General features: G+C 55.9%; 25 protein-coding genes. 8 read left to right on the top strand and 17 right to left on the bottom strand.

The features are described from left to right. Positions 1-115: 115 nt before the first annotated feature. A complete protein-coding gene (locus ACL2XJ_RS04050; protein WP_413725704.1) occupies positions 116-1,453 on the top strand; it encodes an MFS transporter in 1,338 nt (445 codons plus the stop codon). A gap of 98 nt (positions 1,454-1,551) precedes the next feature. On the opposite strand, the gene ACL2XJ_RS04055 is transcribed toward ACL2XJ_RS04050, so the two are convergent. After that, positions 1,552-2,193 carry a glutathione S-transferase family protein gene (locus tag ACL2XJ_RS04055; RefSeq protein WP_132925361.1) on the bottom strand — a complete coding sequence of 214 codons (642 nt, stop codon included), beginning with the start codon at positions 2,191-2,193 and terminating at the stop codon, positions 1,552-1,554. 172 nt (positions 2,194-2,365) lie between these two features. Here ACL2XJ_RS04055 and ACL2XJ_RS04060 point away from each other — a divergent pair, with 172 nt between their 5' ends. Next, positions 2,366-2,902 carry a TetR/AcrR family transcriptional regulator gene (locus tag ACL2XJ_RS04060; RefSeq protein WP_413725705.1) on the top strand — a complete coding sequence of 179 codons (537 nt, stop codon included), beginning with the start codon at positions 2,366-2,368 and terminating at the stop codon, positions 2,900-2,902. Between the two features lie 28 nt (positions 2,903-2,930). Here the strand turns inward: ACL2XJ_RS04060 and ACL2XJ_RS04065 are convergent, their stop codons facing one another. Then, the gene (locus ACL2XJ_RS04065; RefSeq protein WP_132925358.1) at positions 2,931-3,449 is read right to left on the bottom strand and encodes a cupin domain-containing protein; all 519 of its coding nucleotides are present in this window, start codon (positions 3,447-3,449) and stop codon (positions 2,931-2,933) included. Positions 3,450-3,748: 299 nt separating this feature from the next. Between ACL2XJ_RS04065 and ACL2XJ_RS04070 the strand changes: the two genes are divergently transcribed. The 4 genes from ACL2XJ_RS04070 (at position 3,749) to ACL2XJ_RS04085 (ending at position 8,647) form a co-directional block, all read left to right on the top strand. Further along, positions 3,749-4,513 (top strand): alpha/beta hydrolase, encoded by a 765-nt coding sequence (locus tag ACL2XJ_RS04070; RefSeq protein WP_413725706.1) that lies wholly within the window; start codon positions 3,749-3,751, stop codon positions 4,511-4,513. Positions 4,514-4,542: 29 nt separating this feature from the next. Further along, entirely contained in the window at positions 4,543-5,223 is a 681-nt protein-coding gene (locus tag ACL2XJ_RS04075; RefSeq protein ID WP_413725707.1) for a heavy metal response regulator transcription factor, read from the top strand. Further along, the gene (locus ACL2XJ_RS04080; protein ID WP_413725708.1) at positions 5,220-6,671 is read left to right on the top strand and encodes a heavy metal sensor histidine kinase; all 1,452 of its coding nucleotides are present in this window, start codon (positions 5,220-5,222) and stop codon (positions 6,669-6,671) included. Before ACL2XJ_RS04075 ends, ACL2XJ_RS04080 begins: the two co-directional genes overlap by 4 nt. Positions 6,672-6,961: 290 nt before the next feature. Beyond that, on the top strand, positions 6,962-8,647 hold the full coding sequence (locus tag ACL2XJ_RS04085; RefSeq protein ID WP_413725709.1) for an NAD-dependent malic enzyme: 1,686 nt from the start codon (positions 6,962-6,964) through the stop codon (positions 8,645-8,647). A 67-nt stretch (positions 8,648-8,714) separates the two neighbouring features. Here the strand turns inward: ACL2XJ_RS04085 and ACL2XJ_RS04090 are convergent, their stop codons facing one another. Then, the gene (locus ACL2XJ_RS04090) at positions 8,715-9,305 is read right to left on the bottom strand and encodes a TetR/AcrR family transcriptional regulator (RefSeq protein WP_413725710.1); all 591 of its coding nucleotides are present in this window, start codon (positions 9,303-9,305) and stop codon (positions 8,715-8,717) included. A 111-nt stretch (positions 9,306-9,416) separates the two neighbouring features. Between ACL2XJ_RS04090 and ACL2XJ_RS04095 the strand changes: the two genes are divergently transcribed. Beyond that, positions 9,417-10,157, top strand: a complete 741-nt coding sequence (locus tag ACL2XJ_RS04095) for an SDR family NAD(P)-dependent oxidoreductase (protein ID WP_413725711.1) — start codon at positions 9,417-9,419, stop codon at positions 10,155-10,157. Between the two features lie 124 nt (positions 10,158-10,281). Here ACL2XJ_RS04095 and ACL2XJ_RS04100 read toward each other — a convergent pair whose 3' ends face one another. After that, the gene (locus tag ACL2XJ_RS04100; RefSeq protein WP_413725712.1) at positions 10,282-11,367 is read right to left on the bottom strand and encodes a lactonase family protein; all 1,086 of its coding nucleotides are present in this window, start codon (positions 11,365-11,367) and stop codon (positions 10,282-10,284) included. Between the two features lie 288 nt (positions 11,368-11,655). Beyond that, entirely contained in the window at positions 11,656-12,204 is a 549-nt protein-coding gene (locus tag ACL2XJ_RS04105) for a DedA family protein (protein ID WP_413726846.1), read from the bottom strand. A gap of 195 nt (positions 12,205-12,399) precedes the next feature. Here ACL2XJ_RS04105 and yajD point away from each other — a divergent pair, with 195 nt between their 5' ends. After that, positions 12,400-12,750 (top strand): HNH nuclease YajD, encoded by a 351-nt coding sequence (gene yajD, locus ACL2XJ_RS04110; protein ID WP_132925344.1) that lies wholly within the window; start codon positions 12,400-12,402, stop codon positions 12,748-12,750. Here yajD and ACL2XJ_RS04115 read toward each other — a convergent pair whose 3' ends face one another. The 12 genes from ACL2XJ_RS04115 to ACL2XJ_RS04170 form a co-directional block, all read right to left on the bottom strand. After that, complete coding sequence (locus ACL2XJ_RS04115) at positions 12,751-13,437, bottom strand: GntR family transcriptional regulator (RefSeq protein ID WP_132925342.1); 687 nt, start codon at positions 13,435-13,437, stop codon at positions 12,751-12,753. It abuts the gene before it with no gap. A 72-nt stretch (positions 13,438-13,509) separates the two neighbouring features. After that, complete coding sequence (gene uxaC / locus ACL2XJ_RS04120; protein ID WP_413725713.1) at positions 13,510-14,913, bottom strand: glucuronate isomerase; 1,404 nt, start codon at positions 14,911-14,913, stop codon at positions 13,510-13,512. A 100-nt stretch (positions 14,914-15,013) separates the two neighbouring features. Continuing rightward, the gene (locus tag ACL2XJ_RS04125; RefSeq protein WP_413725714.1) at positions 15,014-16,492 is read right to left on the bottom strand and encodes a mannitol dehydrogenase family protein; all 1,479 of its coding nucleotides are present in this window, start codon (positions 16,490-16,492) and stop codon (positions 15,014-15,016) included. Between the two features lie 381 nt (positions 16,493-16,873). Next, positions 16,874-17,440 carry a hypothetical protein gene (locus ACL2XJ_RS04130; RefSeq protein WP_413725715.1) on the bottom strand — a complete coding sequence of 189 codons (567 nt, stop codon included), beginning with the start codon at positions 17,438-17,440 and terminating at the stop codon, positions 16,874-16,876. 37 nt (positions 17,441-17,477) lie between these two features. Next, positions 17,478-17,729 (bottom strand): hypothetical protein, encoded by a 252-nt coding sequence (locus tag ACL2XJ_RS04135; protein ID WP_413725716.1) that lies wholly within the window; start codon positions 17,727-17,729, stop codon positions 17,478-17,480. Beyond that, on the bottom strand, positions 17,729-18,376 hold the full coding sequence (locus tag ACL2XJ_RS04140) for an HrpE/YscL family type III secretion apparatus protein (protein WP_413725717.1): 648 nt from the start codon (positions 18,374-18,376) through the stop codon (positions 17,729-17,731). Before ACL2XJ_RS04140 ends, ACL2XJ_RS04135 begins: the two co-directional genes overlap by 1 nt. Then, positions 18,321-18,959, bottom strand: a complete 639-nt coding sequence (locus ACL2XJ_RS04145) for a type III secretion apparatus protein OrgA/MxiK (protein ID WP_413725718.1) — start codon at positions 18,957-18,959, stop codon at positions 18,321-18,323. The genes ACL2XJ_RS04140 and ACL2XJ_RS04145 overlap by 56 nt, the downstream gene beginning before the upstream one ends. Beyond that, on the bottom strand, positions 18,940-19,698 hold the full coding sequence (locus ACL2XJ_RS04150; protein WP_413725719.1) for an EscJ/YscJ/HrcJ family type III secretion inner membrane ring protein: 759 nt from the start codon (positions 19,696-19,698) through the stop codon (positions 18,940-18,942). The genes ACL2XJ_RS04145 and ACL2XJ_RS04150 overlap by 20 nt, the downstream gene beginning before the upstream one ends. Further along, on the bottom strand, positions 19,695-19,994 hold the full coding sequence (sctI, locus tag ACL2XJ_RS04155) for a type III secretion system inner rod subunit SctI (protein ID WP_132925330.1): 300 nt from the start codon (positions 19,992-19,994) through the stop codon (positions 19,695-19,697). The genes ACL2XJ_RS04150 and sctI overlap by 4 nt, the downstream gene beginning before the upstream one ends. Before the next feature lie 97 nt (positions 19,995-20,091). Next, positions 20,092-20,316 carry a type III secretion system needle filament subunit SctF gene (gene sctF, locus ACL2XJ_RS04160; protein ID WP_413725720.1) on the bottom strand — a complete coding sequence of 75 codons (225 nt, stop codon included), beginning with the start codon at positions 20,314-20,316 and terminating at the stop codon, positions 20,092-20,094. 22 nt (positions 20,317-20,338) lie between these two features. Continuing rightward, positions 20,339-21,526 (bottom strand): PrgH/EprH family type III secretion apparatus protein, encoded by a 1,188-nt coding sequence (locus ACL2XJ_RS04165; protein ID WP_413725721.1) that lies wholly within the window; start codon positions 21,524-21,526, stop codon positions 20,339-20,341. A 463-nt stretch (positions 21,527-21,989) separates the two neighbouring features. Next, positions 21,990-22,259 carry a phosphopantetheine-binding protein gene (locus tag ACL2XJ_RS04170; protein ID WP_413725722.1) on the bottom strand — a complete coding sequence of 90 codons (270 nt, stop codon included), beginning with the start codon at positions 22,257-22,259 and terminating at the stop codon, positions 21,990-21,992. Positions 22,260-22,327: the final 68 nt, after the last annotated feature.

Genomic DNA, 22,327 nt, shown 5'->3' on the forward strand with positions numbered 1-22,327 from the left:
CTTTATATATCGGCTTTTGCTGAGCCGCGGTGCTGTTTATTTTTTTGCATGACATTATTTTTTATTTACCCGTATTGGCGTATATCAAGATGGTATCGAATTCAGGAGAGACAGAATGAACGCTGAAAAAAGTTTTCTGCCACAAAGCACTCTGGTCAAGCAAAAGTCGGGAATAAGGCGCGCGGTTATCGCATCCACCGTTGGTACCGTTATTGAATGGTTCGATTATGCCCTGTATGGCTCCGCGTCGGCCCTGGTTATCAATAAACTTTTTTTCCCCCAGCTTTCCAATTTGGCCGGCATTCTCGCCGCATTCGCCACCTTTGCCATCGGCTTTTTCGTTCGGCCTATCGGCGGGATGATCATTGCTCATATCGGCGACAAATTCGGCAGGAAACCGGCCTTATTGCTGACCATTATCCTGATGGGTATCGCCACCGTCGGCATGGGGCTGTTGCCCACCTATGCCCAGGTGGGCATATTGGCGCCCATACTGTTGGTGCTTACCCGCGTATTGCAGGGTTTCGGCGCGGGTGCGGAATACGCCGGCGCCGTGACCCTGGTGGCGGAATATTCCCCCCCCGGCGAACAGGCCAAGCTCACCGCCATACTTCAATCCGCCTCGTTAGGCGGCATACTGCTCTCAACCATCGTATTTCTAGCGGTGGCGCAGTTGCCGGAAGACGTATTGCTGGCATGGGGATGGCGGATACCCTTTTTACTTTCCATCTTTTTATTTGTTATTGCCGTTTATATCCGTAAACATCTGGAAGAAACGCCTGAATACAATTTAGCCATGGCCAAGGCGGCGAAGAATAAGCGCGAAAAACAGATTCCCATTAAGGATCTGCTTAAAAACTCCCCTAAAGAAGTGATATTCGGTTTCCTGTCGATCACCGGACATAACGCCAATGCGTACCTGTTGGGAAGCTTTGTATTAAGCTATCTGACCAACACCGTAAAAATGCCCAAAAGCGACGGGCTGGTTGTGGTGATGATCTCTACTCTCGTTGGCGCGCTGATGACGCCGCTGGCCGGGAAAATCGCCGATAGAATCGGTTGCGCGCCGGTGTATGCCTTTGGCGCTGTGTTCACCGGCATCTACGTTTATCCGCTTTTGATGATCTTGCAACAGGGGAACCTGCTGTTCTCCATCCTGGCCATGTCCCTTGCCTATGGCGTGGGTTTTGCCACCCTGGCGGGGGCCCAGGGCGCGTTTTTGTCCAATCTCTTCCCGACCCGCTACCGGTATTCAGGCATCGCCATCACCCGCGAACTCAACGCTATGCTTATCGCCGGGCCCACCCCGTTTATCGCCACGGCGCTGGTGGCGGCGGCCGGCGGCAGCCCCTATTATGTGGCGGGGTATATGTCCCTGTGCTGCCTGGCGACCTTTATCGCTATATATGCCCTGGTGCGCGTACAAAAAAGGGCGGTAAGCACTGAATATTGAAATCAACTCCGCCCGCGGCGCCGTAAACAGGGCGCCGCGTCAGATGCCGTCCGTCGCGGCACCCTTCACCAAGCCGAAGAGGTATAGGGGGAAAAGGTTCAGGCGTTGGCCACGCTCGGGCGCTGGTACATGCGCTCCTTCCAGGCCAAGAGCGCGGAATACTCTGCCGACACCGGGATGTCGGCATAATGCGCAAACAGCAGTCCCCCCAATACGGTGGCGTCAGCCATGGAAAATGCCTCTCCGGCAATGAATGGCTGCTCTCGCAGTACCCTATCGAAATAGTGCAGACCGCCCTCCGCCTGTTCGCGATGCATCCGGCCCCATTGTGTCCGTCCCTCCCATTCCGGATGCTTATGGGCCTGCAAGATGGGACCCAGGCCGGGCGTGGCGTGGTGGAAATAGATGCCGATGGCATCGATAAGCTCAGACTCGGCGCGCTTTTGCATCATGTGGATCACCGCCTTTTCCCGCGCCGTCCTGCCGGTGAGGGTTGGATTCCCCGTAAGATTGTCCAGATACTCGGTAATGGCCGTGCATTCAGAAATATACGTGCCGTCATCCAGTTCAAGCACCGGTACCGTACCCGTGGGATTAATGGCGAGAAACGCCGGCTGTTTATGCTCGGCGGCAATCAGGTCGATTTTGATAAACTCCACCTGTGACAGCAGATCTTTTTCGCCGAGAACAATGCGCACGCGCAGGGGATTGGGAAAGCCCGGGGTGTCGTAAATTTTCATAATGTTTTTCCTGTAAAAAAGCGCGGGGCCGGTGGTTGACATGACAGATTCTATGAATCTATCGATAGATAGACAATAAGGCTTGCATTTCCAGCCGTCAACATTTATTAATCGTTGCAGGAATCAACGGGAGAGCACCGAAATGGGCAGTGCGGACACAAAGGAAAATATCATGGCGATTGCGCGCTTGATGGTGCAGGCCAACGGCTATACCGCCCTGAGCTTTCGCGACATCGCCGCCGCCGTGGGGGTCAAAAGTTCAAGCGTGCACTACCACTTCCCCACCAAGGGGTCCCTGGGAGCGGAACTTGCGCGCCGCTACACGCAGGAAATGAATGATTATCTTGAGCAGTCCCTCGCTGAAAGCCCGGACGCCGCAGCGTTTATGGACCGGTATACCAACGTGTTTCGCGCCGCCCTCGCCAATGACAATCGGATGTGCATGTGCGGAATCATGGCGGCGGAGCATGACGAGCTGCCGCCGGAAGTGCAACAAGAAGTCGCGTGTTTTTCCGAGGTTAATGTACTGTGGCTGAGCCGCGCCTTGGCGCTTTTTCGCAAGGAAGAGCCGGCGGCAAAGCTTCAGTCCCATGCGCTGGCTATCTACGCCGCGGTGGAAGGGGCTCAGCTTATCGCCCGCAGCCGCGGCGATATCGCCGTCTATGACCACACCATTGACGCGTACCGTTCCAACGGTCTGCTGCCTTGAGAAGCCGGCCGGCATAGAGATAACGGTATCATCTTGATGCAGGCAGAGAGCCCTCATCTCCAGGCCTAACATCCGGCAAACCATCGTGCCCGCCGAACGCCTGCTCCGGCGGCGATATCCAGCGATCTTCACGCGTCAGTTCATAGCGCGGGTTTTTCGGATAATGAATCCTGTTTTCCGCTTTCGACGCTTCCCCCACCACCAGTAAACGCACTTCATTGGCGCTATTATTGATAAAGGTGTGGCAGATACCGGTCCCGGCGGGAAGCCCCACCGCATCCCCCGGCGAGAGTTGATGCAGATAGCCGTTGATCCAGGCATGGGGGGAGCCTTCCAGCACATAGATAAACTCCTCCTCCGCGCTCTCGGCATGAGGATAGCTGGTGCGGTGTCCGGGCAGCAGGCGTTCGTGGTTAATGCCGATACGGGTCAGACCCAACGCACGGCCCAGCGGGGCTTCAATGCACATCGGTTCATCGCTGTCCTCATAGGATTTCGCGTCTTTAGCCTCTAGTTCGCTCCAGTGCTTGATAAACTCAGGGCGCATCAGTTTTCTCCTTTGCGCAAACGCCACGGATGTGACGGGAAGGTGGGTGGAATGTAGTCTGTCTGCTTTAAAAATAGTCGCATCGGTTAATTAACGCTATCCAGCGCTGCCTTCATCGCCATGCTTCCGGCTTATAATGTACTTGGTTCAAGAGCGTCAAAGAGACTGGGCGAGGGCAGTTCGGCCCGGGCCCGTCATTTTTTTGTAATAACCTGGTCATGGTCCTGTTGGTGGCCCGCCCGTAGTCTGGGAAATGTGCTCAACACCACTCAACCAACGTTATCCATTAAGGACTTGCCATGACCACCAAACGTACCGCCTTATCCCTGTTATGCTCCGTCCTGCTGTTAGGGGCGGGAACCGCATCCGCCCTGGCCGCGCCCATTAAAAATATCGTGCTGGTACACGGCGCCTTTGTTGACGGAGCCGGCTGGCAACCGGTCTATAACCTCCTCGTCAAAGACGGTTATCACGTCACCCTGGTGCAGGAACCGCTGACCTCGTTTAGCGATGACGTGGCGGCCACCAAGCGCATCCTCGACCAGCAGGACGGTCCGACGGTGCTGGTGGGCCATAGCTACGGCGGCGCCATCATCACCGAAGCCGGCAACGACCCTCATGTCTCCGCCCTGGTCTATATCGCCGCCCACGCGCTGGACAGTGGGGAAACGGAAGCAAGCAACGGCAAAAAGCTGCCGAACACGGCGCACCCGTTTGTCAAAACCCCGGATGGCTATTTATATATTGACCGCAAGAATTTCCCGGCGGATTTTGCCGCCGACCTGCCTCCCGCCGTAGCGCGTTTTGAAGCTGACTCGCAAATACTCACTTCCGCCTCGGTGTTTACCGCCAACATTCCCGACCCGGCGTGGAAAGTGAAGCCCAGCTGGTATATGGTGGCTCAGGCCGACAAAATCATCAGTCCGGATCTGGAACGCATGTATGCCAAACGGGCCCACAGCACCACGGTGGAAGTGAAAGGGGCCAGCCACTCGGTCTATCGCTCCCACCCGCGAGAGGTGGCCCGCCTGATTGAAAACGCGGCGCAGAATGCCCTAAGATAACCCTCCTTCCACCCGACAGGCGGCCGGCCATGCAAAGGATCCTGATTATTGAAGACGAGCCGAAAGCCGGCGAGTATATGCGCTCGGGCTTGACCGAGGCCGGCTACGTCGCCGACGTGGCTGCTGACGGCATCACCGGGCTGCACCTGGCACGGGAGTTTCAGTTTGACCTGATTTTGCTGGACGTGATGCTGCCGGATATGGACGGTTGGCAGGTGATGGCCGCGCTGAAAAATCACGATGTCCCTACGCCGGTGCTGTTTCTGACCGCGCGCGGCACGCTGGAGGATCGGCTGAAAGGCCTGGCCTCCGGCGCGGAGGATTATCTGGTCAAGCCCTTTTCGTTTGCCGAACTGCTGGCGCGCATCCGTATCGTGCTGCGGCGCGGCGGGCGGGAACCCCAGCCCGATCTGCTGGAGCTGGCCGGCCTGCGAATGGACGTGCCGAAACGCCGCGTGGAGCGCGACGGCGTGCGTCTGGCGCTGACCAATAAGGAATTCAATCTGCTGCATCTCTTTTTAACCCATCGGGGTCAGGTACTCTCCCGCACGCTCATCGCCTCCAGGGTATGGGACATGAATTTCGACAGCGACACCAACGTGGTGGACGTGGCGGTGCGGCGCCTGCGGCAAAAAATCGATGAGCCGTTTTCCCGCCGCCTGTTGCATACCGTCCACGGCGTGGGCTACCGCTGCGACGACGAAGCATGAGTCGCTTCTCGCTGACCGCCAGGCTGTCCATTATCCTGGCGGTACTGACGCTGACGGTCATGACCGCCGTGGGCTTTATCATGTACCGCACGCTGGAGCGGCAGCTTATGGTGCGCGACGATGGGGCGCTGGTGACCCGCGTTGAGCAGATCCGCGCCCTGCTGCACGATGAGGATGTACTGGATCTCATCCATAACAAACCGCAGCTGTTCGCCAATATGCTGGGCAATACCGAATCGCTGCTGGTGCTGCGCTTTCCCGGCCGCACGCCGCTTATCGAAGTGAACCCCGGAAACTCCCCGGTGCCGGATATCGCCGCCGTGCCCGCCGACGGCAAGCTGTCCCTTGCGGCGGTGCACCATCGGCTCCAGGACGATATCCCCTTTATCTATACCGCTGCCCAGGCAAGGACCACCCGCCCGCCCTATAGGCTTGAAATCATCACCGGCCGACTGATGATGGAGCGCACGCGTATGCTGGCATCCTATCGCAACCAGATTTTCGCCGTGGTGGCCGGCGCGTCGCTGCTGACCATGCTGCTGGCGGGGCTGGTGGCCCGCCGCGGGCTGCTGCCGCTCCATCGCCTTGCCGCCCAGACCGGGCGTATCGGCAGCAAAAACCTGTCCATACGCATCGATAGCGAAGATGCGCCCCGTGAACTCAAGGCCCTTATCGACGCCTTCAATTTGATGCTGGATCGGCTGGAGCTGAGCTTTACGCAGTTAAGCCAGGTATCGGCGGACATGGCCCACGACCTGCGCACCCCCATCGCCACCCTGATGGGCCAGACGGAAGTGGCCCTCAGCCGCCCGCGCCCGGCGGAGCACTATGCCCGGCTGCTGGGCTCCAATTTTGAGGAACTGGGCCGCCTGTCGAAAATGATCGAGAATATGCTGTTCCTGGCCCGCGCCGAACAGGCCGGCCATGCCATCGGCCGCGTCTGGCTGGATATCGATGACGAGTTCGCCACCCTTAACGACTATTTCGAGGGTCCGGCGCAGGAGCGGGACCTGCGGCTGGCGTTCAGCGGCGCCGGGCGGATCTATGCCGACCCCCAACTGCTGCGCCGGGCGCTGGCCAATCTGCTGGCCAACGCCATACAGTATGCCGATGCGGGTTCCACGGTGACCCTCAGCGCGGAACACCAGGCCGGCCATACCATCCTGAGCGTCAGCAACCTGGGTGCGGATATCGGGGAAGAACATTTAGCACGCCTGTTCGAACGTTTCTATCGCGCCGACGCTTCCCGCACGACCGCCAACCAGGCCAGCGGCCTGGGGCTTGCCATTGTGCGCGGTATCATGACACTGCATCAGGGCGGCTGGCGGGCCACCAGCGCGGCGGGACAAACCTGTTTTCAGTTGACCTTTCCCCACGGCGAACGCCGGCACGATGACGATGTCAGGGAGAATGGCGAGGAGGCTCCCGCCCCCATTGAGCGGCCATAGCGGGCGGGTTAAGCCGGTCGGGTTCAATCCCTCAGCTGATTTGCGGCGATAACGGACGCAACGGCGCCGTCGGACCGCCGCTGTTCCAGCAAGCGGCGAAGATATGCGTCGTCCGGCAGCATAAAATAAGAAAAAAACGCTGAAAAGACATTTTTCAATCTCTATCGACCGCTATTCCCGAAGCCGTTTTAGCAAAAAATTAAGTATAATAATTCAACAGACTGGATAGCAAGATCTTAAAAAAACCGCTGCATAAAGACATGCCGTAATGCATTTCATGAGGCCATTTCATGCTAACAAAACGTCCGCTCTATACCCACTACACTGGTTCGTTGTTGATCGATAATCCGCTCCTTAATAAAGGTTCAGCGTTCAGCCAGGAAGAAAGGCTGGAATTGAATCTCACCGGCCTGCTGCCTCAACAGGTTGAAACCATTCGGGAGCAAACCGATCGCGCCTATACGCAATTCAAGGATTTCAAGCGAGATATCTCCAAACACATATATCTGCGAAATATTCAGGATACCAACGAAACCCTGTTCTATAACCTGCTTACCGAACATCTTGAAGAGATGCTTCCCATCATCTATACGCCGGTGGTGGGTGAAGCATGCGAGCAATTTTCCGATATTTATCGCCGGGCAAGAGGTTTATTTATCTCTTACCCCGATCGCGATCACATCGAAGATATGCTGCAGAATTTCTCCAAAAACGATATTAAGGTCATTGTCGTGACCGATGGAGAACGGATCCTCGGCCTTGGCGATCAGGGCATCGGCGGGATGGGAATCCCTATCGGCAAGCTCTCGCTGTATACCGCCTGCGGCGGCATCAATCCCGCCCATACGCTGCCCATTATGCTGGATGTCGGTACCAATAATGCGCTGCGCCTGGATGACCCTTTATATATGGGCTGGCGCCATCCCCGCATTACCAGCGAAGATTACCGGAATTTCTTGGATATGTTCGTCCAGGCGGTGAAAGCGCGCTGGCCTGACGTGTTGCTTCAGTTCGAAGACTTCGCCCAGAAAAACGCCATGCCGCTGCTGCAACGCTACCGCGACCAGCTTTGCTGTTTTAACGACGACATCCAGGGAACGGCGGCGGTGACGCTGGGGTGTTTGATTGCCGCCAGCCATGCCGCGGGAACGAATTTACGCGATCAGCGTGTGGCTTTTTTAGGCGCCGGCTCGGCCGGTTGCGGTATCGCGGAAAAAATTATCGCGCAAATGGTGGATGAGGGCGCTGATGAAGAAGAAGCGCGCGGCCAGGTATTTATGGTGGACCGCTTCGGTTTATTGACCGATGAGATGCCGAACCTGCTCGACTTCCAGCAGCGGCTGGTGACGAAACGCGACAAGATAAACCATTGGACGGTGGATCCGCACAAAATATCGCTGTACGACGTGGTGCGCAACGCAAAGCCCACGGTGCTTATCGGCGTATCGGGCCAGCCCGGCCTGTTCACCGAGCAGATCGTGCGCGAAATGAACCGGCATTGTGAGCACCCGATTATCATGCCCCTATCGAACCCCACTTCACGGGCGGAAGCGCTGCCGCAGGATATCATCGACTGGACGTCGGGAACCGCCCTGCTCGCTACCGGCAGCCCCTTTGCACCGGTATTCTATCATGACCGGACGTATGATATTCCGCAGTGCAACAACGCCTATATCTTCCCGGGGCTGGGTTTAGGGATTCTGGCCGCCAAAGCCAAACGCGTGACCGACGCCATGCTGCTGGCGGCCAGCCAGGCCCTGGCCGCGCACTCGCCGCTGGCCTCCACCGGCCAAGGTTCTCTGCTGCCCGCCATCGCCGATATCCGTCAGGTCTCGCAGGCGATTGCCATTGAGGTGGCCAAAGTCGCCCAGCGAGACGGCGTGGCGCCGATAATCTCTGATGAAGACCTGGCGCAGGCGATAAAAAACGAATTTTGGCAGGCCGACTACCGGCCTTACAAACGCTCGGCACTGTAAGGCGGCATCACCGGCGCCGCGGGTGCCGGCGGTAAAGTTTGATAACATGGCGTCCGGTCGGGCCCGATTATGCCGGCCAGAGGGCCATCGCCATCTCCGCTACGGCATCAAGGGCCTCGAAGCCGGCGCCGTCGCGGGCCTGTATCGACAGTCCCTGCTGAATGCCGACATACATCCTTGCCAGCGCGGCCGTATCAATGCCGGCGGGCAGTTCGCCCATTCGCGCCCCCTGCTCCAGGCGGCCGGCCAGCTTATCGATGCCCTTTTGGCGCAGCCGCATAACGATTTCCCCCAATCGGGGGTTGCCTTCACTGGCGACGGTGGACAGCGTTACCATGCAGCCCAGGGGAGCATCATCGCGCGTCAGAACTTTCGCGGAGCATTTGAGCCACTGCCGTACCCCTTCGCGGACGCTGGGGGCGGTATCCAGCGGCGACCATAACTGCGGCGCAATGCTTTGCTCGTAATAGGCGACGGCCTCCAGATAAAGATCCTCTTTATTGCCGAAAGCGGCATACAGGCTGGGCGAATTTATTCCCATCGCCTGATAAAGATCCGCCATCGACGTGGCGGTGTAGCCCTTTTGCCAAAACAGCGCCATCGCCGCGGCCAATGCGTGCCGGCGATCAAAACTTCTCGGACGTCCTCTTACAACCATCGACCCGCTCTCATTAATTTTGTGCCAATCGATATAATAATCCTGTTGACCCTGGGAGACAATTACGTTTACTGTAATTGTGTATCGATCAACACATAAATAGGAAACAAGATGAACTCTCTAAAAGATAAGCGTGCGCTGGTAACCGGCGCCAGCCGCGGATTGGGCAAGGCCATGGCGTTGTCTCTGGCGCGGGCGGGCGCCGATGTGGCGATAACCTATGAAAAGTCCGCGGATAAAGCCCGACAGGTGGTGGAAGAGATCAAAGCGATGGGCCGCAAAGCGGTAGCCATTCAGGCCGACAGCGCATCCCCCGCGGCGGTGCGCGGCGCGGTAACTCAAACCGTGGCCGCGCTGGGGGGCCTGGATATTCTGGTGAATAACGCCGGCATCGCGCGCGGCGGTATGCTGGAGGAGTTGTCGCAGGAGGATATCGACGCAATGATTAACGTCAATATCCGCGGCCTGGTGATTGCGACTCAAGCGGCCCTGCCTCATCTGGGCGCCGGCGGCCGCATCATCAATATCGGCAGTTGCCTGGCGGAACGCGTTCCCATGGCGGGCATCAGCGTTTATGCCATGACCAAATCGGCGCTGCTGGCGTTAACGCGCGGACTGGCGCGGGAATTGGGTCCCAAGGGTATTACCGTTAATCTGGTGCATCCCGGTCCTACCGACAGCGACATGAATCCGGCCGACGGCGAAGGCGCCGAAGCACAACGCCAGTTTATCGCCCTGGGCCGGTATGGCAAACCCGACGACGTGGCGGCCGCGGTGACCTTCCTGGCCGGCCCGGCGGCACAGCATATCACCGGTACCGGCATTAACGTCGACGGCGGCGTCAACGCCTGATAGCGGTCGGGGAACGGCGGCGCGCCAGGCGCGTTCCGGCGTTTCCGCGTTCCAACGTTATGACCTTGCTGCGGCGCCGTTTGCCCGGTCCGGCTCATGGGCGAAATGATGTCCGCCCTTGATATCAGTTAAAAGTTACCGTCTCAATCCAGTTCGGCCCCTTCCCCACCGGATAGTGTCCGATGGCGGTAAGATTTCCGGTGGATTTATCGATACCATAGACGCTCATTTGCGTGGAAAGCTGTCCCACCGCCAGCAGATAACGCCCGGAGGAGTCAATGGCGAATCCCCGCGGCTGTTTCTCGGTAGGCCAGGTGCCGGTGCGGGTGAGCTTGCCGCTGGCATGGTCCACCTGAAACTGCGCCAGGGTGCTGGAGGTGCGCTCCGAGGCAAACAGGTAGCGTCCGTCGGGGGTGAGATGCACATCGGCGCCCCAAGGTTTGGCGCCGTTGAAATCCGCCGGCACGATGGACACGGTTTGCACCGGTTTAACGGTATCGTGGTGCCGGTTGAAGGCCAGTACGTGCAGTTTCCCGTCAAGTTCGTCAATCAGGTAGACAAACCGGTGGTCGGGGGAGAACACAAAATGCCGGGGTCCGGATTTTTCCGGCAGCTTGAACGCCGGGGCCTTGTCCTGCGTCAAACGGCCGTTTTTCGCATCAAATTTCAGCCGCAGCCAGGCATCAGATCCGAGAACCGAGGCAAATACATAGCGATTATCCGGTGCGTTTCTTATGGCATGGGCCATGGGGCCGGTGGGTATGACTTGCTGTACGTTCCCCACCAGGCCATCCGCTCCGATAGGATTCACCGCCAAAAGATTGCCGCCATAGGAGGCGGAAAACAGGTAGCGCCCGGTGGCATCCGTGGAGATATACGCCATGCTCTCCGCCAGCGGTGAGGATTTGACCTGCGTCAGGCGCCCGTCGGCGGGATCGATGCTGAAGCTCAGCACCTGATAGGGCTTGGAGCGCAGCGCGGCGTAGAGATGGTGTTTATCCGGCGATACCGCCATGGGCATCACGGTTCCCCCCGCCGGCTGAGTGGCCGCTTTTGTCAGTAAACCGCTGTTTTCATCGAGCCGATAGACCGAAATATCGCCGCTGTCGGCATTGGATATATAGGCGAATGTCGCCGCCCGCGCCGTACCGCCCAAGGCCGCTAAAACAATCAGGCCGATACGGCCGTAAAGAGATAAAGCATTTCGCATTTTTTGGTCTTCCCCGACGGTGAGCGTTATAAGGCGAATAGAAAGACATGCCGGAATCCGTGCATTCAAATCCATTGATAATCATAAAAAAGCGTGAAATGACGTTTAAGCACACATCAGGCAGCAGTATAAGAAACGGCAATGGCGGCGGCAGCGGTCAAAAGCACAGAATTATATTCACTGCCCGCGGTATTTTTGGGCGGGTGTATAGACCGATGCGAATTGAATCACAAAAAAATCATGTGGCGGCTTACCGCCCGGATTTGGGCGGGTTAAATGCGGAGTTTGCTATGACCTGCGATGTTTCAGAAAGTAGCGAATGGTTCTGGGAAGCAGCCAGACCACCACCACCACCGCCAGCAGGAAAAAGGCGTATTTCAGGTGATGGTGGACTTTTGCCAGCCACGGCGCGACCATCTGGCCCCCCAGATAACCCAGGGTGACGAAAATAAGCGCCCACAGCACGGCGCCGATGACATTAAAAATAATGAACTTGACGGGCGAGAGCCGGCTGGCGCCGATCATCATCGGCCCCACCAGGCGAAAGCCATACATAAACCGAACAGCCATCACAAAAAATAACGGATGGCGCAGAATCATTTTATTGGCGCGCCGGATATTGGGCTGGGCTTTCTTGAAACGCCTTAATAACTTGGCGCCGTACCGGCGACCGAGAAAATAGAGCAGCATATCCCCGGTAATGCCGCCGAGGGCGGCCACCGCCACGACATAGCCGTAGTTCAGCAGGCCATCGTGGGCCAGCAGGCCACCGAGCAGCGTGACCGTTTCTCCCTCGGCCAGGCAGCCGACGAATAGCGCCCAGTAACCATAGAGCATGATGAAATGAGTGAAATGCAAGGTATTCAGTTTCCTGTAAATCCGCGACTGCCAGCCGGCGTTTCCGCCGGAAGAGAGATGCTATTACAACATGTACCCGACATACTTCAGCACGGGCTAAAACATGGTAATTAGCCCTGTTTTAGCGTTAGTATAACCCTATATCCTTTGCACTGGGCTAAGAACAGGTTCCCTATGGCATACATTCCGAAAAATTACGCGCGGCTCGAGACCGACTACCGTGAAAAGGCGCTGAAGCTTTTTCCCTGGGTCTGCGGACGCTGTTCCCGAGAGTTTGTCTATTCCAATCTGCGGGAGCTCACCGTGCATCACATCGATCACGATCACAGCAACAATCCGGCGGACGGGAGTAATTGGGAACTGTTATGTCTCTATTGCCATGACCATGAGCATTCGAAATACACCGAGGCGGATCAGTACGGCTCCACGGTGGTGGCGGGAGAGGATGCGCAAAAGGATATAGGGGTGGCCACCCATAACCCTTTTGCTGATTTGAAAGCGATGCTGAACAAGAAAGACCGCTAGCTACTTGTCTTCAAACCAGTCGCTGTTTTGCTGGGCGATAGGCGTGATGGTATAGATAAGCTCCTGCAAATGCTCGCGGATGGCCCGTTCCGCCGCATCGGGATCCTGATCCCTGATGGCGTTGAATATCTGATAATGCTGGGTTATCAGGCTCTGCGGCGGCGAGACCTCGCCGAGGCTGAGAAAACGCACCCGGTCCATGGTGGCCTTGATGGATTCGATGATATCCCAGGCCAGGGCGCAATCGGCTATTTCCGTCAGCAGCTGATGGAAATCGTCGTCCAGGTTGAAAAATTCCCCTATCTGCCGGTTCTGCGCCGCCAGCTCCTGGCGATGCAGGTTATGCTCCAGCAGCATAACCTGTTCGTCCGTGCGTTCCGACGCGGCGCGGCGCACGATGCTGCACTCCAGCGCCTGGCGGATGAAACGGGCGTCCGCCACCCGCTTCGCCGAGATTCGCATGACAAAGGTGCCGCGCTGCGGCAGGATTTGCACCAGGCCGGCTTCCGCCAATTTGATAAAGGCTTCCCGCACGGGTTGGCGGGATACTTCAAAACGGGTCGCCGTCTCTTTTTCAGACAACAGCTTGCCGGGAGGAATAACGCACTCGACGATATCCTTGCGCAGCAGCCGGTAAATTTGCTGATTAACCGGCTCGTTATTATTAAATGAAAATAATGTATCCATGCGAGTGCATTTTTCCCCTGCTAAACCCGATATCGTTACCGTATATTATACCAAATCCATCGGGCCGATTTGCTAGAATTGGAAATAATCCCGAGCATTGTTATAACAAACATTTTCCGTAAGTCGTTTGAGCAATTTCATATCGTTGGGAATTTCTCCCTGGGTAACCCAAAGGCCGACCAAATTGCAGAAAATCCGCCGGAAATAATCGTGGCGGGGATAAGAAACAAAGCTCCGTGAATCCGTCAGCATGCCAACGAAATTCATCAGCAACCCCTGATCCGCCAAGGTGGTCAATTGCCTGACCATGCCCCGGCGGGTATCATTAAACCACCAGCCGGATCCAAATTGCATGGGAGATTTCACCGCCCCGGGCCGCTGGAAATTAGCCAGTGCCGAGGCAACCACGTCGTTTTGCGCCGGATCCAGATTATAAAGAATGGTTTTCGGCAAACTTTCCCGCTGGTCCATGGCATCCAGCAGAGCGTTAAGCTGCTGTGCTATATCCGACTGGGAACAAAGGGAATCACACCCTATATTGGCCCCCAGTTCGTTAAAGCGACGGGTATTATTATTACGCAGCGCGCCGAAATGAATTTGCATGGCCCAGCGGCGCCGGGTATAAGCCCCGGCCAAAGCCAGCAGTACCGCGGATTGAAAGCGTATTTTCTCGTCCGGCGCCAAGGTCAGGCCCCGGCATTTTTTCGCCAGCAGTGCGTCCAGGGTCTTTTCATCGGCGGGCAGATAGTTCACCTCCGTCAGCCCGTGATCCGCCAGGCGGCCGCCGTGCTGATGGAAATACTCCACCCGGTTTTCCAGCGCGGCGGCGAAATCGCCGAACCGGGTAATCTCTTTACCGGTCAGTTGTGCCATCACCGAAACGAAGTGGATAAAGGCTTCTCCTTCGGCATCCAGGGCAGCATCGGGCCGGAAGGTGGGCAGGACTTTGCAGGGGAACGCCTCATCGGCCCGAATGGCGTCATGGTATTCCAGCGTATCCGTGGGTGAATCCGTGGTGCAGATTACCGCGACGTTGGATTGGGTAATAAGGCCCTTGGGAGAAAATTCCGGACGCTGCAATAACCGATTGCACTGGTCCCATATACGCCGCCAATTATCGCCATTCAGGGTTTCGGTAATGCCGAAATAAAACTTCAGCTCCAGATGCGTCCAATGATAAAGCGGGTTGCCGATACAGGAATCCAGTGTCTCCGCCCAGGCCTGGAATTTCTCCACCGCCGGCGCGCTACCGGTTATTTTCTCTTCCGGTACGCCATTGGCCCGCATGGCCCGCCATTTGTAATGATCTCCCTCCAGCCATAAATCCGTAATGGTATCGAAAGGTTTATTTTCGGCAATCGCCCGCGGATCCAGATGGCAGTGATAGTCGATAATAGGCTGGTGGGCGGCGAACTGATGGTAGATCTCCCGCGCGGCCTCGTTGGTTAACATGAAATCTTTACCAATGAATTCCATAACGCCTTCTCATGAAAGGAGTGAAGTAGCTGTCTGATAGGAGCGACCCGACAAATAGGCCTTCGCCGTATTGTCGGGTCACTGGTGGCGCACGGGCGGATTAAATGTCCGCAACCTTGCTTACCGCCTGTTTTGCGCCGTGGTTTTTCAAGAGCGCATAGGCATCGCAAATGCTTTTGACGAAGAGATCGTTGGCCGGCAGTTCGTCGCCGAACACGCTGGATAAGGAGAGCAGCGCCTTGACCCGTTCATTGCCGTCGGCGGAAGACTTCACCAACCTGGCCAGCTTGTCCTTCAAGGGATCGCTGATATCGATGGCGTTGCCCTGATCGTCCACGCCGCCGACATAACGCATCCAGCCCGCGACGCCCAGCGCCAGCAGCGGAAACGGCGTACCGCGTTCCAGGTGAACGCGGATGGAATCCAGCATACGCTGCGGCAGCTTCAGGGTGCCGTCCATGGCGATTTGCCAGGTGCGGTGCTTTAGCCCGGTATTACGATAGCGGGCCAGCAGCGACTCGGCGTAGGCGTTTAAATCAACCCCTTCGGTATGCAGGGTCGGCGCCTGCTCGTTAAGCATCAGCTGACGCGCGGCGCGGGCATAATGTTCATCTTCCATGCACGCATCGATGTATTGATAACCCGCCAGATAGCCCAAATAGGCCAGGAAGGAGTGGCTGCCGTTGAGCATCCGGAGCTTCATTTCTTCATAGGGCAGCACGTCGGCCACCAGCTCCGCGCCGGCTTTTTCCCATTCCGGCCGGCCGGCGACAAAATTATCCTCGATAACCCATTGCCTGAACGGTTCGCAGGCGATCCCCGCCGCATCCGTCATACCGCCCAGCAAATCGGTAATTTTTTCCTGGCTGGCGGGGGTCATGGCCGGCACGATCCGGTCCACCATGGTACAAGGGAAACTGACATGCTGCTCTATCCACTCAGCCAGCTCGGCATCGCCGGCTTTTGCCAGCGCCAGCACCACATTGCGGGTCACATGGCCGTTATTGGGCATATTGTCGCAGGACATGACGGAAAACGGCGGCAATCCCTTTTCCCGGCGAATGCGCAGCGCTTCGATAATCACCCCCGGAGCCGATTGCGGCTGACGCGGATGGCTGATGTCATGCTGTATCAGCGGGTTTTCTTTATCGATGGAGGCGGTGGAGGGCAGATAGCAGTAGCCCTTTTCGGTCACGGTCAATGAAACGATGGCGATTTCCGGCTGCGCCATGGCTTCAAGTACCCGATCGATGCCGTCCACGGCGCCGTGCAGCGCCTGGCGTACCACGCCCACCACCCGGCCGTTCCAGTGATCGCCATTCATTTCGCAGACGGAATACAGCAAATCCTGCTGTTTGATAGCCGCTACTTGCTGCTCACCGCCGATAAGATTAACCTCGCAGTAACCCCAATCGCTGCCGTGCCCGGATGCCAGCAAATCGGCGAATACCGCCTGATGGGCCCGGTGAAAGGCGCCGAATCCCAGGTGAAGGATACGGATTTTCAGCTTGTCGCGATCGTAGGACGGCGTGGTGACCCGGCCGGCCAGATGTTTTAACGTATTGGTTGTCAGTTGCACTTTTTTATCCTGCATAGTCAGGTTAATTACCCATTTCACAGAGAACCGTCATCGATATCACGGACACCCCTTCATGTCTACTACCATACAAGTATCGATGCTAGTATTTTTTGAGGAAAGTCACAGTTTTCGCTAAACCAGCGATATTTACCGAGGTGAGAATATCATGCGCGGCATAACCGGCGCACCCGGCGAGATGTCAGATGAAAGTATATACCCTAAATAATTCGAGTTGCAGGAAGGCGGCGACGCACCAGCAATACGGGTATAGCCTACCGCGGCCGATAACCAGCGATTAGCTGATTGGCCGGGATTTCGGGGGGTATTTGAGCGCGGAAATAGTCCGATGCCAAGACTGCCGACGGCACCGGTGTGCGGTAATTACCGGATATTCAATACATCGGTGGCACAGTGCATATAGCCGTTCAACGCGTTGTTCCATAACGTTATGTCCCCTGCGCCGGCATTCTCCCGACCGGTCAGAACATAGGAGGGCGCATAGATCGGCTTGCCGATATCCTGAACCTGACGGCACAGTGCGGCCAATTGCTGTTTATTGCTAAAGCGCGCATTGATCGCCTGCCAAAAGGCCTGCCGCTGATCGTTATTAATGGATTGCAACGCTTCTCCCAGCATCGAGGAGTGCGCCTGCCTGGCCTGGTCCGTATCAACACGCAGAGCGTCGAAATAGGAATACGTCCCCGCCAGGGCGAAGAGCAGCGCCCCATCGTTCAGGTTATTGGCTTTAATGCAACTTACCATGCCCTGATACAGCACCGGCGGCGTCAGGGTATTGTTCAAGGAGGCGTGCGGCAGACACCCCGGGTTGGCGACCTGGGTTAAATACTTGCCGCCGGGGCTGTCCTTTTTAGTGGACTTCATGGGCGAGGAAGTACAACCAGTCAGGATCATCACCACCGCTATTGTCGCCAGGGCGCGGGTGTTCATTGCTTGCCCTCCTGTTTGAGCTGTGCCTGAATCATATTCATTCGTCTTTCCATGCGTCCCACCAATCTTGTGGTTTATTGGTCACCATATTCATGGTGAAAAAGTCCAACGATATTATTCTGCATACCTCGGCATTATCCGGTGATTCCGCCCCCCCTTCCGTGGCCGGTATCCCGGCTTTGGCTTTTTGTATTGCGTCCTGAACGCGCTCTTCGATGCTGGTGGGCTTTGACGCATTTACCGCCGAATTTAGTGGCTGATTTTCCACCGGTTGAATCGGTATCGACATCAGTTGTCTTCCTCTTTGTCCAGATTATCTCCGGACGCAAATTGTAAAAATACCTCATTTAGCCTGCCCAGGGCGGTTTCGCTGAGGGCCCGGCACTGCTCCGGCAAGCTATCTGTCGAAACGAGGCGCTGCATGCCGGCGGCCATAAATGCATCGGCGTCGAACTCAGCCAATTGATCGCCGTACTTCATCACAAACCGACTATCGTCGTGGTAGGTCAAGGTGAATTTACCCGCCCACCCCGACTCAACCCTCTGCTTAAGGGCGGCGTGTGATTTACGGGCCGCCTCCGGTATCAGCAAATCAAGGACCGCCGGTGACGCCGGATCGGGTAAGGCCGCCAGCCACTCGTCCACCAGTTCCAGAAGGATGTCCGGATGGTTCAGAGCGGAAGACAACAATTGCCGCGCATGTCCGTTAATACGTTTTTGCACATCCGCGGCCAGTTGCCGCTCCTGCGCCAGAAAGCCGGCAACGGCCGCCGCCGACGCCAGGATACCTTCCTGATAACCCTCGCCGACGGCCTGAGCGCGTATAGCCTGGGATTCTTCCTGGGCCTGTTTCACCAACCTGGCGGCCTGGCGGCGGGCATCACTTAATACATCCAGGCATTGGCGCTGGCGCTTGAGCTGTGCGCGGGTAATCAAAACGCCGCCTGAACTCGGCGGCATCCGGCGTATCGGGATCTCTCTTGGCATGTTGAAAGGCAAGCTTAATCAGTAACGGATTGGGAGATAACTGCCGCGAAGCGGCATCATCCCTATCCATATGGGGTGGAAACAACAGGGAAATGCGTTGCCGGAGAGCCTCCGGCAACTGCTGCCCGCAGGCAGCGAGCTCGTCTTTTCCCCAGGCTATCAAGGTAAGCGGTTCCCATGGCATAAACGGCAAGGGGGCGGCTGAATCAACGATATCCAGTTGGGCAAAGCGACGCACCCAGGCCGGCAGGGACATTATGCGGCCTTGGCGGGTCAGCGCCGCCCGGTGGCGCTGGCAGGCTATCAATAGCGCGACCTGGGGCAAATGTTCCCATTGATGGATGAAATGCTCAGCGAGGCCGGTTTCCGCTAACACCGGACGCTCGATGGACCAGCCATGGGCCCGGATAATCATATCGTTGATAATCGAACGTTGGGCAATGCCGTCAAATCCTCTTTTAAGAGTCAAACGCTGCGGATGCATCCAGGACAGCGGATTGAACAGTATCGTATCAAGCGGCGTTATTTTCATCAGGGGCGGTCCGATTCGGTTGCAGTGTTTTTACCTTGCGCCAGTAAACCAGCCCCGCGGCCAAGGCTATCAATAACAGGAATCCCCCCGCCATGGTTAACAGCCCAGCGGATCCTCCGCTTTTGCCCGCCCGATTATCCACGGGCGACTGATGCTGAATCGCAGGCTGTTTGGACATCACCACGGAAATATTGTCATAGTCCACTTGATTGAAACTATTTTTCAAAAAACGTTTGATATCGCTTATCAGCAGCGAAGGATCGGCGTCGCTTCGATAGCTGACCAGCGCCGAGAGATGCACCGGGGCCGGGGCCCGGCCGGTCTCGCCGGAGTCAATATCGTAGCTCACGTGCACCCGGCCCGACACTACGCCGGCCAGAGTCTGCAAAGATTGCTCCAGCCGCTGTTCAATAGCCGAATAAAGGCGGGCTTTTTCGGCCCGCGGCGAAGAGACCAGCGAATCGCTGGGAAAAAGCTGGGCGATTTCCATACGCGCCCGCGAAGGCAAATCATGGACCTTGAGCAAATCCACCGCCGCGGGGATATCCGCCTTATGAACGCTGATGCTATAGCCGCTTTTTCCTTTATCGGACTTGGCGGCCTCGATATTATTCCGCTGCAGGGCGGCGATGACCTCATTGGCCTGCTGTTGATCCAGTCCCTTGAGCAGAGGTTCGTCCTTGCAGGCCGCCAGGGTAAATACCAGCAGTGGAACAAGCAATAACGGCTTTTTCTTCATGATGACCGAAGCAGCGTTTCCGCCGTGCCGACAATTTTACGCGCCGCGGTACCGATAAAAGCCACGGTATTGCTGTACTCCAGCATCGACTTTTGAATTGAACCCACGACCGCGGGATCGGCAAGATTATCAGCAGTCATCATTCGGGCGATATCCTGCTTTTCCACGTGAATATCGGCGGTGGTTTTAGCCATCGTCTCTTTTATAATATCGTTAATGGAAGCCACTTCCCCGATTGCCGGATTAATATCCACTGCCCGGAGCCGGTTGACTTCAGTTATGCTGTTAATAGGCATACTCTGTCCTTACTATACATAAATCGCTTTTAATACCGCTGGAAGATGCGGGAGCGCATCTTATGACCAAGGTATAATGAGCACTTATAAATTGGCGCTAAAACTTCGATAGTATTAATGAATCAAGATCGGCAATCTTCTTGATCGCCGTTGCGCTCAAGCTCTGCACAACGCTATATTCATTGAGCTTGGCCTGATATTCCGCCAGGTAAAAGGGATTGGACGGATCGCTTTTGGCTTTCTCAAGCGCTTCCTGCTGGCTAATATTCGCTGCTATCGTACTCGGCTCCAATGCATCATAAATCGCGGTTATCGAACCCATAATGTTCTCCAGTGACAGGTGATTAAGGTTTAGGGAAATACCAGTGCCCGGGCGTCATTTTAACGTAGCCGTGCTGCCCGTATTTAAATGATTTGCCTTTTAGCCAATCATCTTCCAGCTCGACGGCGAATTGCACGTAATGCCCATTCCAGCGGCGCTCGTACCCTTCGACAAAAGAACGTATCCTTTGACGCTCGCCATCGTTTAATGCGCCGGTAATAACAAATGTCACGCTATCGGCATTGTCTATCCGGGTATAAGGCACGGCGAGTTTTTTAACGCCCTCCTCCGCGTCCGTTGCCACCGCCTGGTCATCCATATTTTCCAATCGGATATCCTGGGCGTAGGGCAATTGCTCCATCAATCCTTTGTGCAATAGGTTTATTCCCGCATCGTCCACCACATTTCTTTGCCGGCTTATCAATAGCAACGGCTGCGTGGGTTGCTCAAGATTGAAGTGGTGCAGCTTGATAAAGGGATAATTCGCCTCCAGCCAGCGCCCAATGCGCTGCGTCTCTTCACGGTAACTGGCGATAGTGACCTTTTGCGACGCTTTGCTACGCACCAGGGACTGGCGTCCCCAGGAGGCATCCTGATCATCGGCCGTCAGCACATGCATCGTGCCGTCACGCCCGGAAAGTATGCGGTATTTTTCCGGTTCGTCGCTCAGCTGATTGGCCAGCGCCATGATTTCCCGCTGCTGGACATCCCATTTCCCCAGGAGTAATACCAGGATAAATGCGGTGACCGCCGTGCAGGCCAGGGCGGCGATAACCCAACGGTTGCGATTTTTATTGCGTAAGGGAACGGGCGCCGGCGCTTTATCAACCTGGAAATTCAGAATTTCGTCCGACCAGGTTTCATTCCCTTTCCGTATGGCCAGCATCAGGCTACCAACCGGGTATGCCCGGTTGGTCTCCAGCGTGGTTTCACGCGCTTCGCTATCGTCAAGAATGTGTAAAACGGCCGTCTCGCCGGTGGCCGGCGCGGTGATAATCTCGAAATTGACGCTTTCGCCTTCCGCCAGCAGCAGCACGCTGTCCTGGGGAAAGGAGGGTAGCGCGCAGGCGTCAAGCTCGCCTCCATCCGCCGCGATAAACAGCGTTTTACCGGAGGAGAGATGATATTCACACCCTTTCAACAACCCATTCAGCAATCGAACAACTAAAACGTCATGGGGGTCGACCAATCTATCTTGTTCAGTATGCATGTTAAAATTTATTGGTATTCCATAGGGTCATAATGAAATGGAGTATAAGCCGTTCCCTATATCACTTCATGATGACAATCTGATAAAGTATCCTCAATAATAATGATGCCTAATAATTTTATTATCTCGAATTACAACGTTTAGCATCAAAACCTGTCCGACGCTTTCTTTATCATAGCGCCGGCGATCGTGGCATATATTGATGAGCCTCTTGAGGTTACGCATGCTTGATCGTCAACGATTTCTGTAAGATATAGCATGACTATCCTACTTCAAGAATTTTAACAGCAGTGACTTCAACATCACCATAATCACTTCTTTATTTTGATGATGAATCGTCTTTACCCGGCCTTCAACCCAGGATATAACCCAATTAACACGTATTGTCGACGAATGAAAATAGCATGAAGCGGTTTATAGCTTTACCGTCTCGTACGGTTGCGGGGCATCCGGCTCCATGGATCTATTTATCTGCGATATGCCTTTTTACGATGTGATAAAGATCTTCCACTGTTTCCATTTGCAGCACCTCTTTTTCCGAAATATGAACATCAAATGTTTCCGAAATACCGATTTCAATTTCGATGAGATCTAAAGAATCAACGTACAGCTCATTTACCAGATGAAGGTGATTTAAGATCTCGTGTTGTTGTCGGCCCAATTTATAGGCCAGCAAGGCATGCAGACGCTCTCTGATCGGGTCATCACATTGGAGCAGCGGAGTGTTGGTCATGGTATGTTAGCCTCGTGCGTTATCCAGTTACGTATAGGCCTGCCGCCCTAAGGGCGGTGGGCCGGATT

It is taken from the genome of Sodalis sp. RH16 (assembly GCF_047324245.1).
Lineage (GTDB): Bacteria > Pseudomonadota > Gammaproteobacteria > Enterobacterales > Enterobacteriaceae > Acerihabitans > Acerihabitans ligni.

What these genes read in the sequence shown, in the direction of transcription:
- ACL2XJ_RS04100 (WP_413725712.1), bottom strand. Translation starts at nt 11,367, where the DNA reads ATGCGAAATGCTTTATCTCTTTACGGCCGTATCGGCCTGATTGTTTTA.
- ACL2XJ_RS04165 (WP_413725721.1), bottom strand. Translation starts at nt 21,526, where the DNA reads ATGCATACTGAACAAGATAGATTGGTCGACCCCCATGACGTTTTAGTT.
- uxaC (WP_413725713.1), bottom strand. Translation starts at nt 14,913, where the DNA reads ATGGAATTCATTGGTAAAGATTTCATGTTAACCAACGAGGCCGCGCGG.
- ACL2XJ_RS04065 (WP_132925358.1), bottom strand. Translation starts at nt 3,449, where the DNA reads ATGCGCCCTGAGTTTATCAAGCACTGGAGCGAACTAGAGGCTAAAGAC.
- ACL2XJ_RS04070 (WP_413725706.1), top strand. Translation starts at nt 3,749, where the DNA reads ATGACCACCAAACGTACCGCCTTATCCCTGTTATGCTCCGTCCTGCTG.
- ACL2XJ_RS04135 (WP_413725716.1), bottom strand. Translation starts at nt 17,729, where the DNA reads ATGTCGATACCGATTCAACCGGTGGAAAATCAGCCACTAAATTCGGCG.
- sctI (WP_132925330.1), bottom strand. Translation starts at nt 19,994, where the DNA reads ATGCCTATTAACAGCATAACTGAAGTCAACCGGCTCCGGGCAGTGGAT.
- ACL2XJ_RS04050 (WP_413725704.1), top strand. Translation starts at nt 116, where the DNA reads ATGAACGCTGAAAAAAGTTTTCTGCCACAAAGCACTCTGGTCAAGCAA.
- ACL2XJ_RS04075 (WP_413725707.1), top strand. Translation starts at nt 4,543, where the DNA reads ATGCAAAGGATCCTGATTATTGAAGACGAGCCGAAAGCCGGCGAGTAT.
- ACL2XJ_RS04080 (WP_413725708.1), top strand. Translation starts at nt 5,220, where the DNA reads ATGAGTCGCTTCTCGCTGACCGCCAGGCTGTCCATTATCCTGGCGGTA.
- ACL2XJ_RS04105 (WP_413726846.1), bottom strand. Translation starts at nt 12,204, where the DNA reads ATGCTCTATGGTTACTGGGCGCTATTCGTCGGCTGCCTGGCCGAGGGA.
- ACL2XJ_RS04170 (WP_413725722.1), bottom strand. Translation starts at nt 22,259, where the DNA reads ATGACCAACACTCCGCTGCTCCAATGTGATGACCCGATCAGAGAGCGT.
- ACL2XJ_RS04145 (WP_413725718.1), bottom strand. Translation starts at nt 18,959, where the DNA reads ATGAAAATAACGCCGCTTGATACGATACTGTTCAATCCGCTGTCCTGG.
- ACL2XJ_RS04085 (WP_413725709.1), top strand. Translation starts at nt 6,962, where the DNA reads ATGCTAACAAAACGTCCGCTCTATACCCACTACACTGGTTCGTTGTTG.
- ACL2XJ_RS04115 (WP_132925342.1), bottom strand. Translation starts at nt 13,437, where the DNA reads ATGGATACATTATTTTCATTTAATAATAACGAGCCGGTTAATCAGCAA.
- ACL2XJ_RS04130 (WP_413725715.1), bottom strand. Translation starts at nt 17,440, where the DNA reads ATGAACACCCGCGCCCTGGCGACAATAGCGGTGGTGATGATCCTGACT.
- ACL2XJ_RS04090 (WP_413725710.1), bottom strand. Translation starts at nt 9,305, where the DNA reads ATGGTTGTAAGAGGACGTCCGAGAAGTTTTGATCGCCGGCACGCATTG.
- ACL2XJ_RS04055 (WP_132925361.1), bottom strand. Translation starts at nt 2,193, where the DNA reads ATGAAAATTTACGACACCCCGGGCTTTCCCAATCCCCTGCGCGTGCGC.
- ACL2XJ_RS04095 (WP_413725711.1), top strand. Translation starts at nt 9,417, where the DNA reads ATGAACTCTCTAAAAGATAAGCGTGCGCTGGTAACCGGCGCCAGCCGC.
- ACL2XJ_RS04150 (WP_413725719.1), bottom strand. Translation starts at nt 19,698, where the DNA reads ATGAAGAAAAAGCCGTTATTGCTTGTTCCACTGCTGGTATTTACCCTG.
- sctF (WP_413725720.1), bottom strand. Translation starts at nt 20,316, where the DNA reads ATGGGTTCGATAACCGCGATTTATGATGCATTGGAGCCGAGTACGATA.
- yajD (WP_132925344.1), top strand. Translation starts at nt 12,400, where the DNA reads ATGGCATACATTCCGAAAAATTACGCGCGGCTCGAGACCGACTACCGT.
- ACL2XJ_RS04060 (WP_413725705.1), top strand. Translation starts at nt 2,366, where the DNA reads ATGGCGATTGCGCGCTTGATGGTGCAGGCCAACGGCTATACCGCCCTG.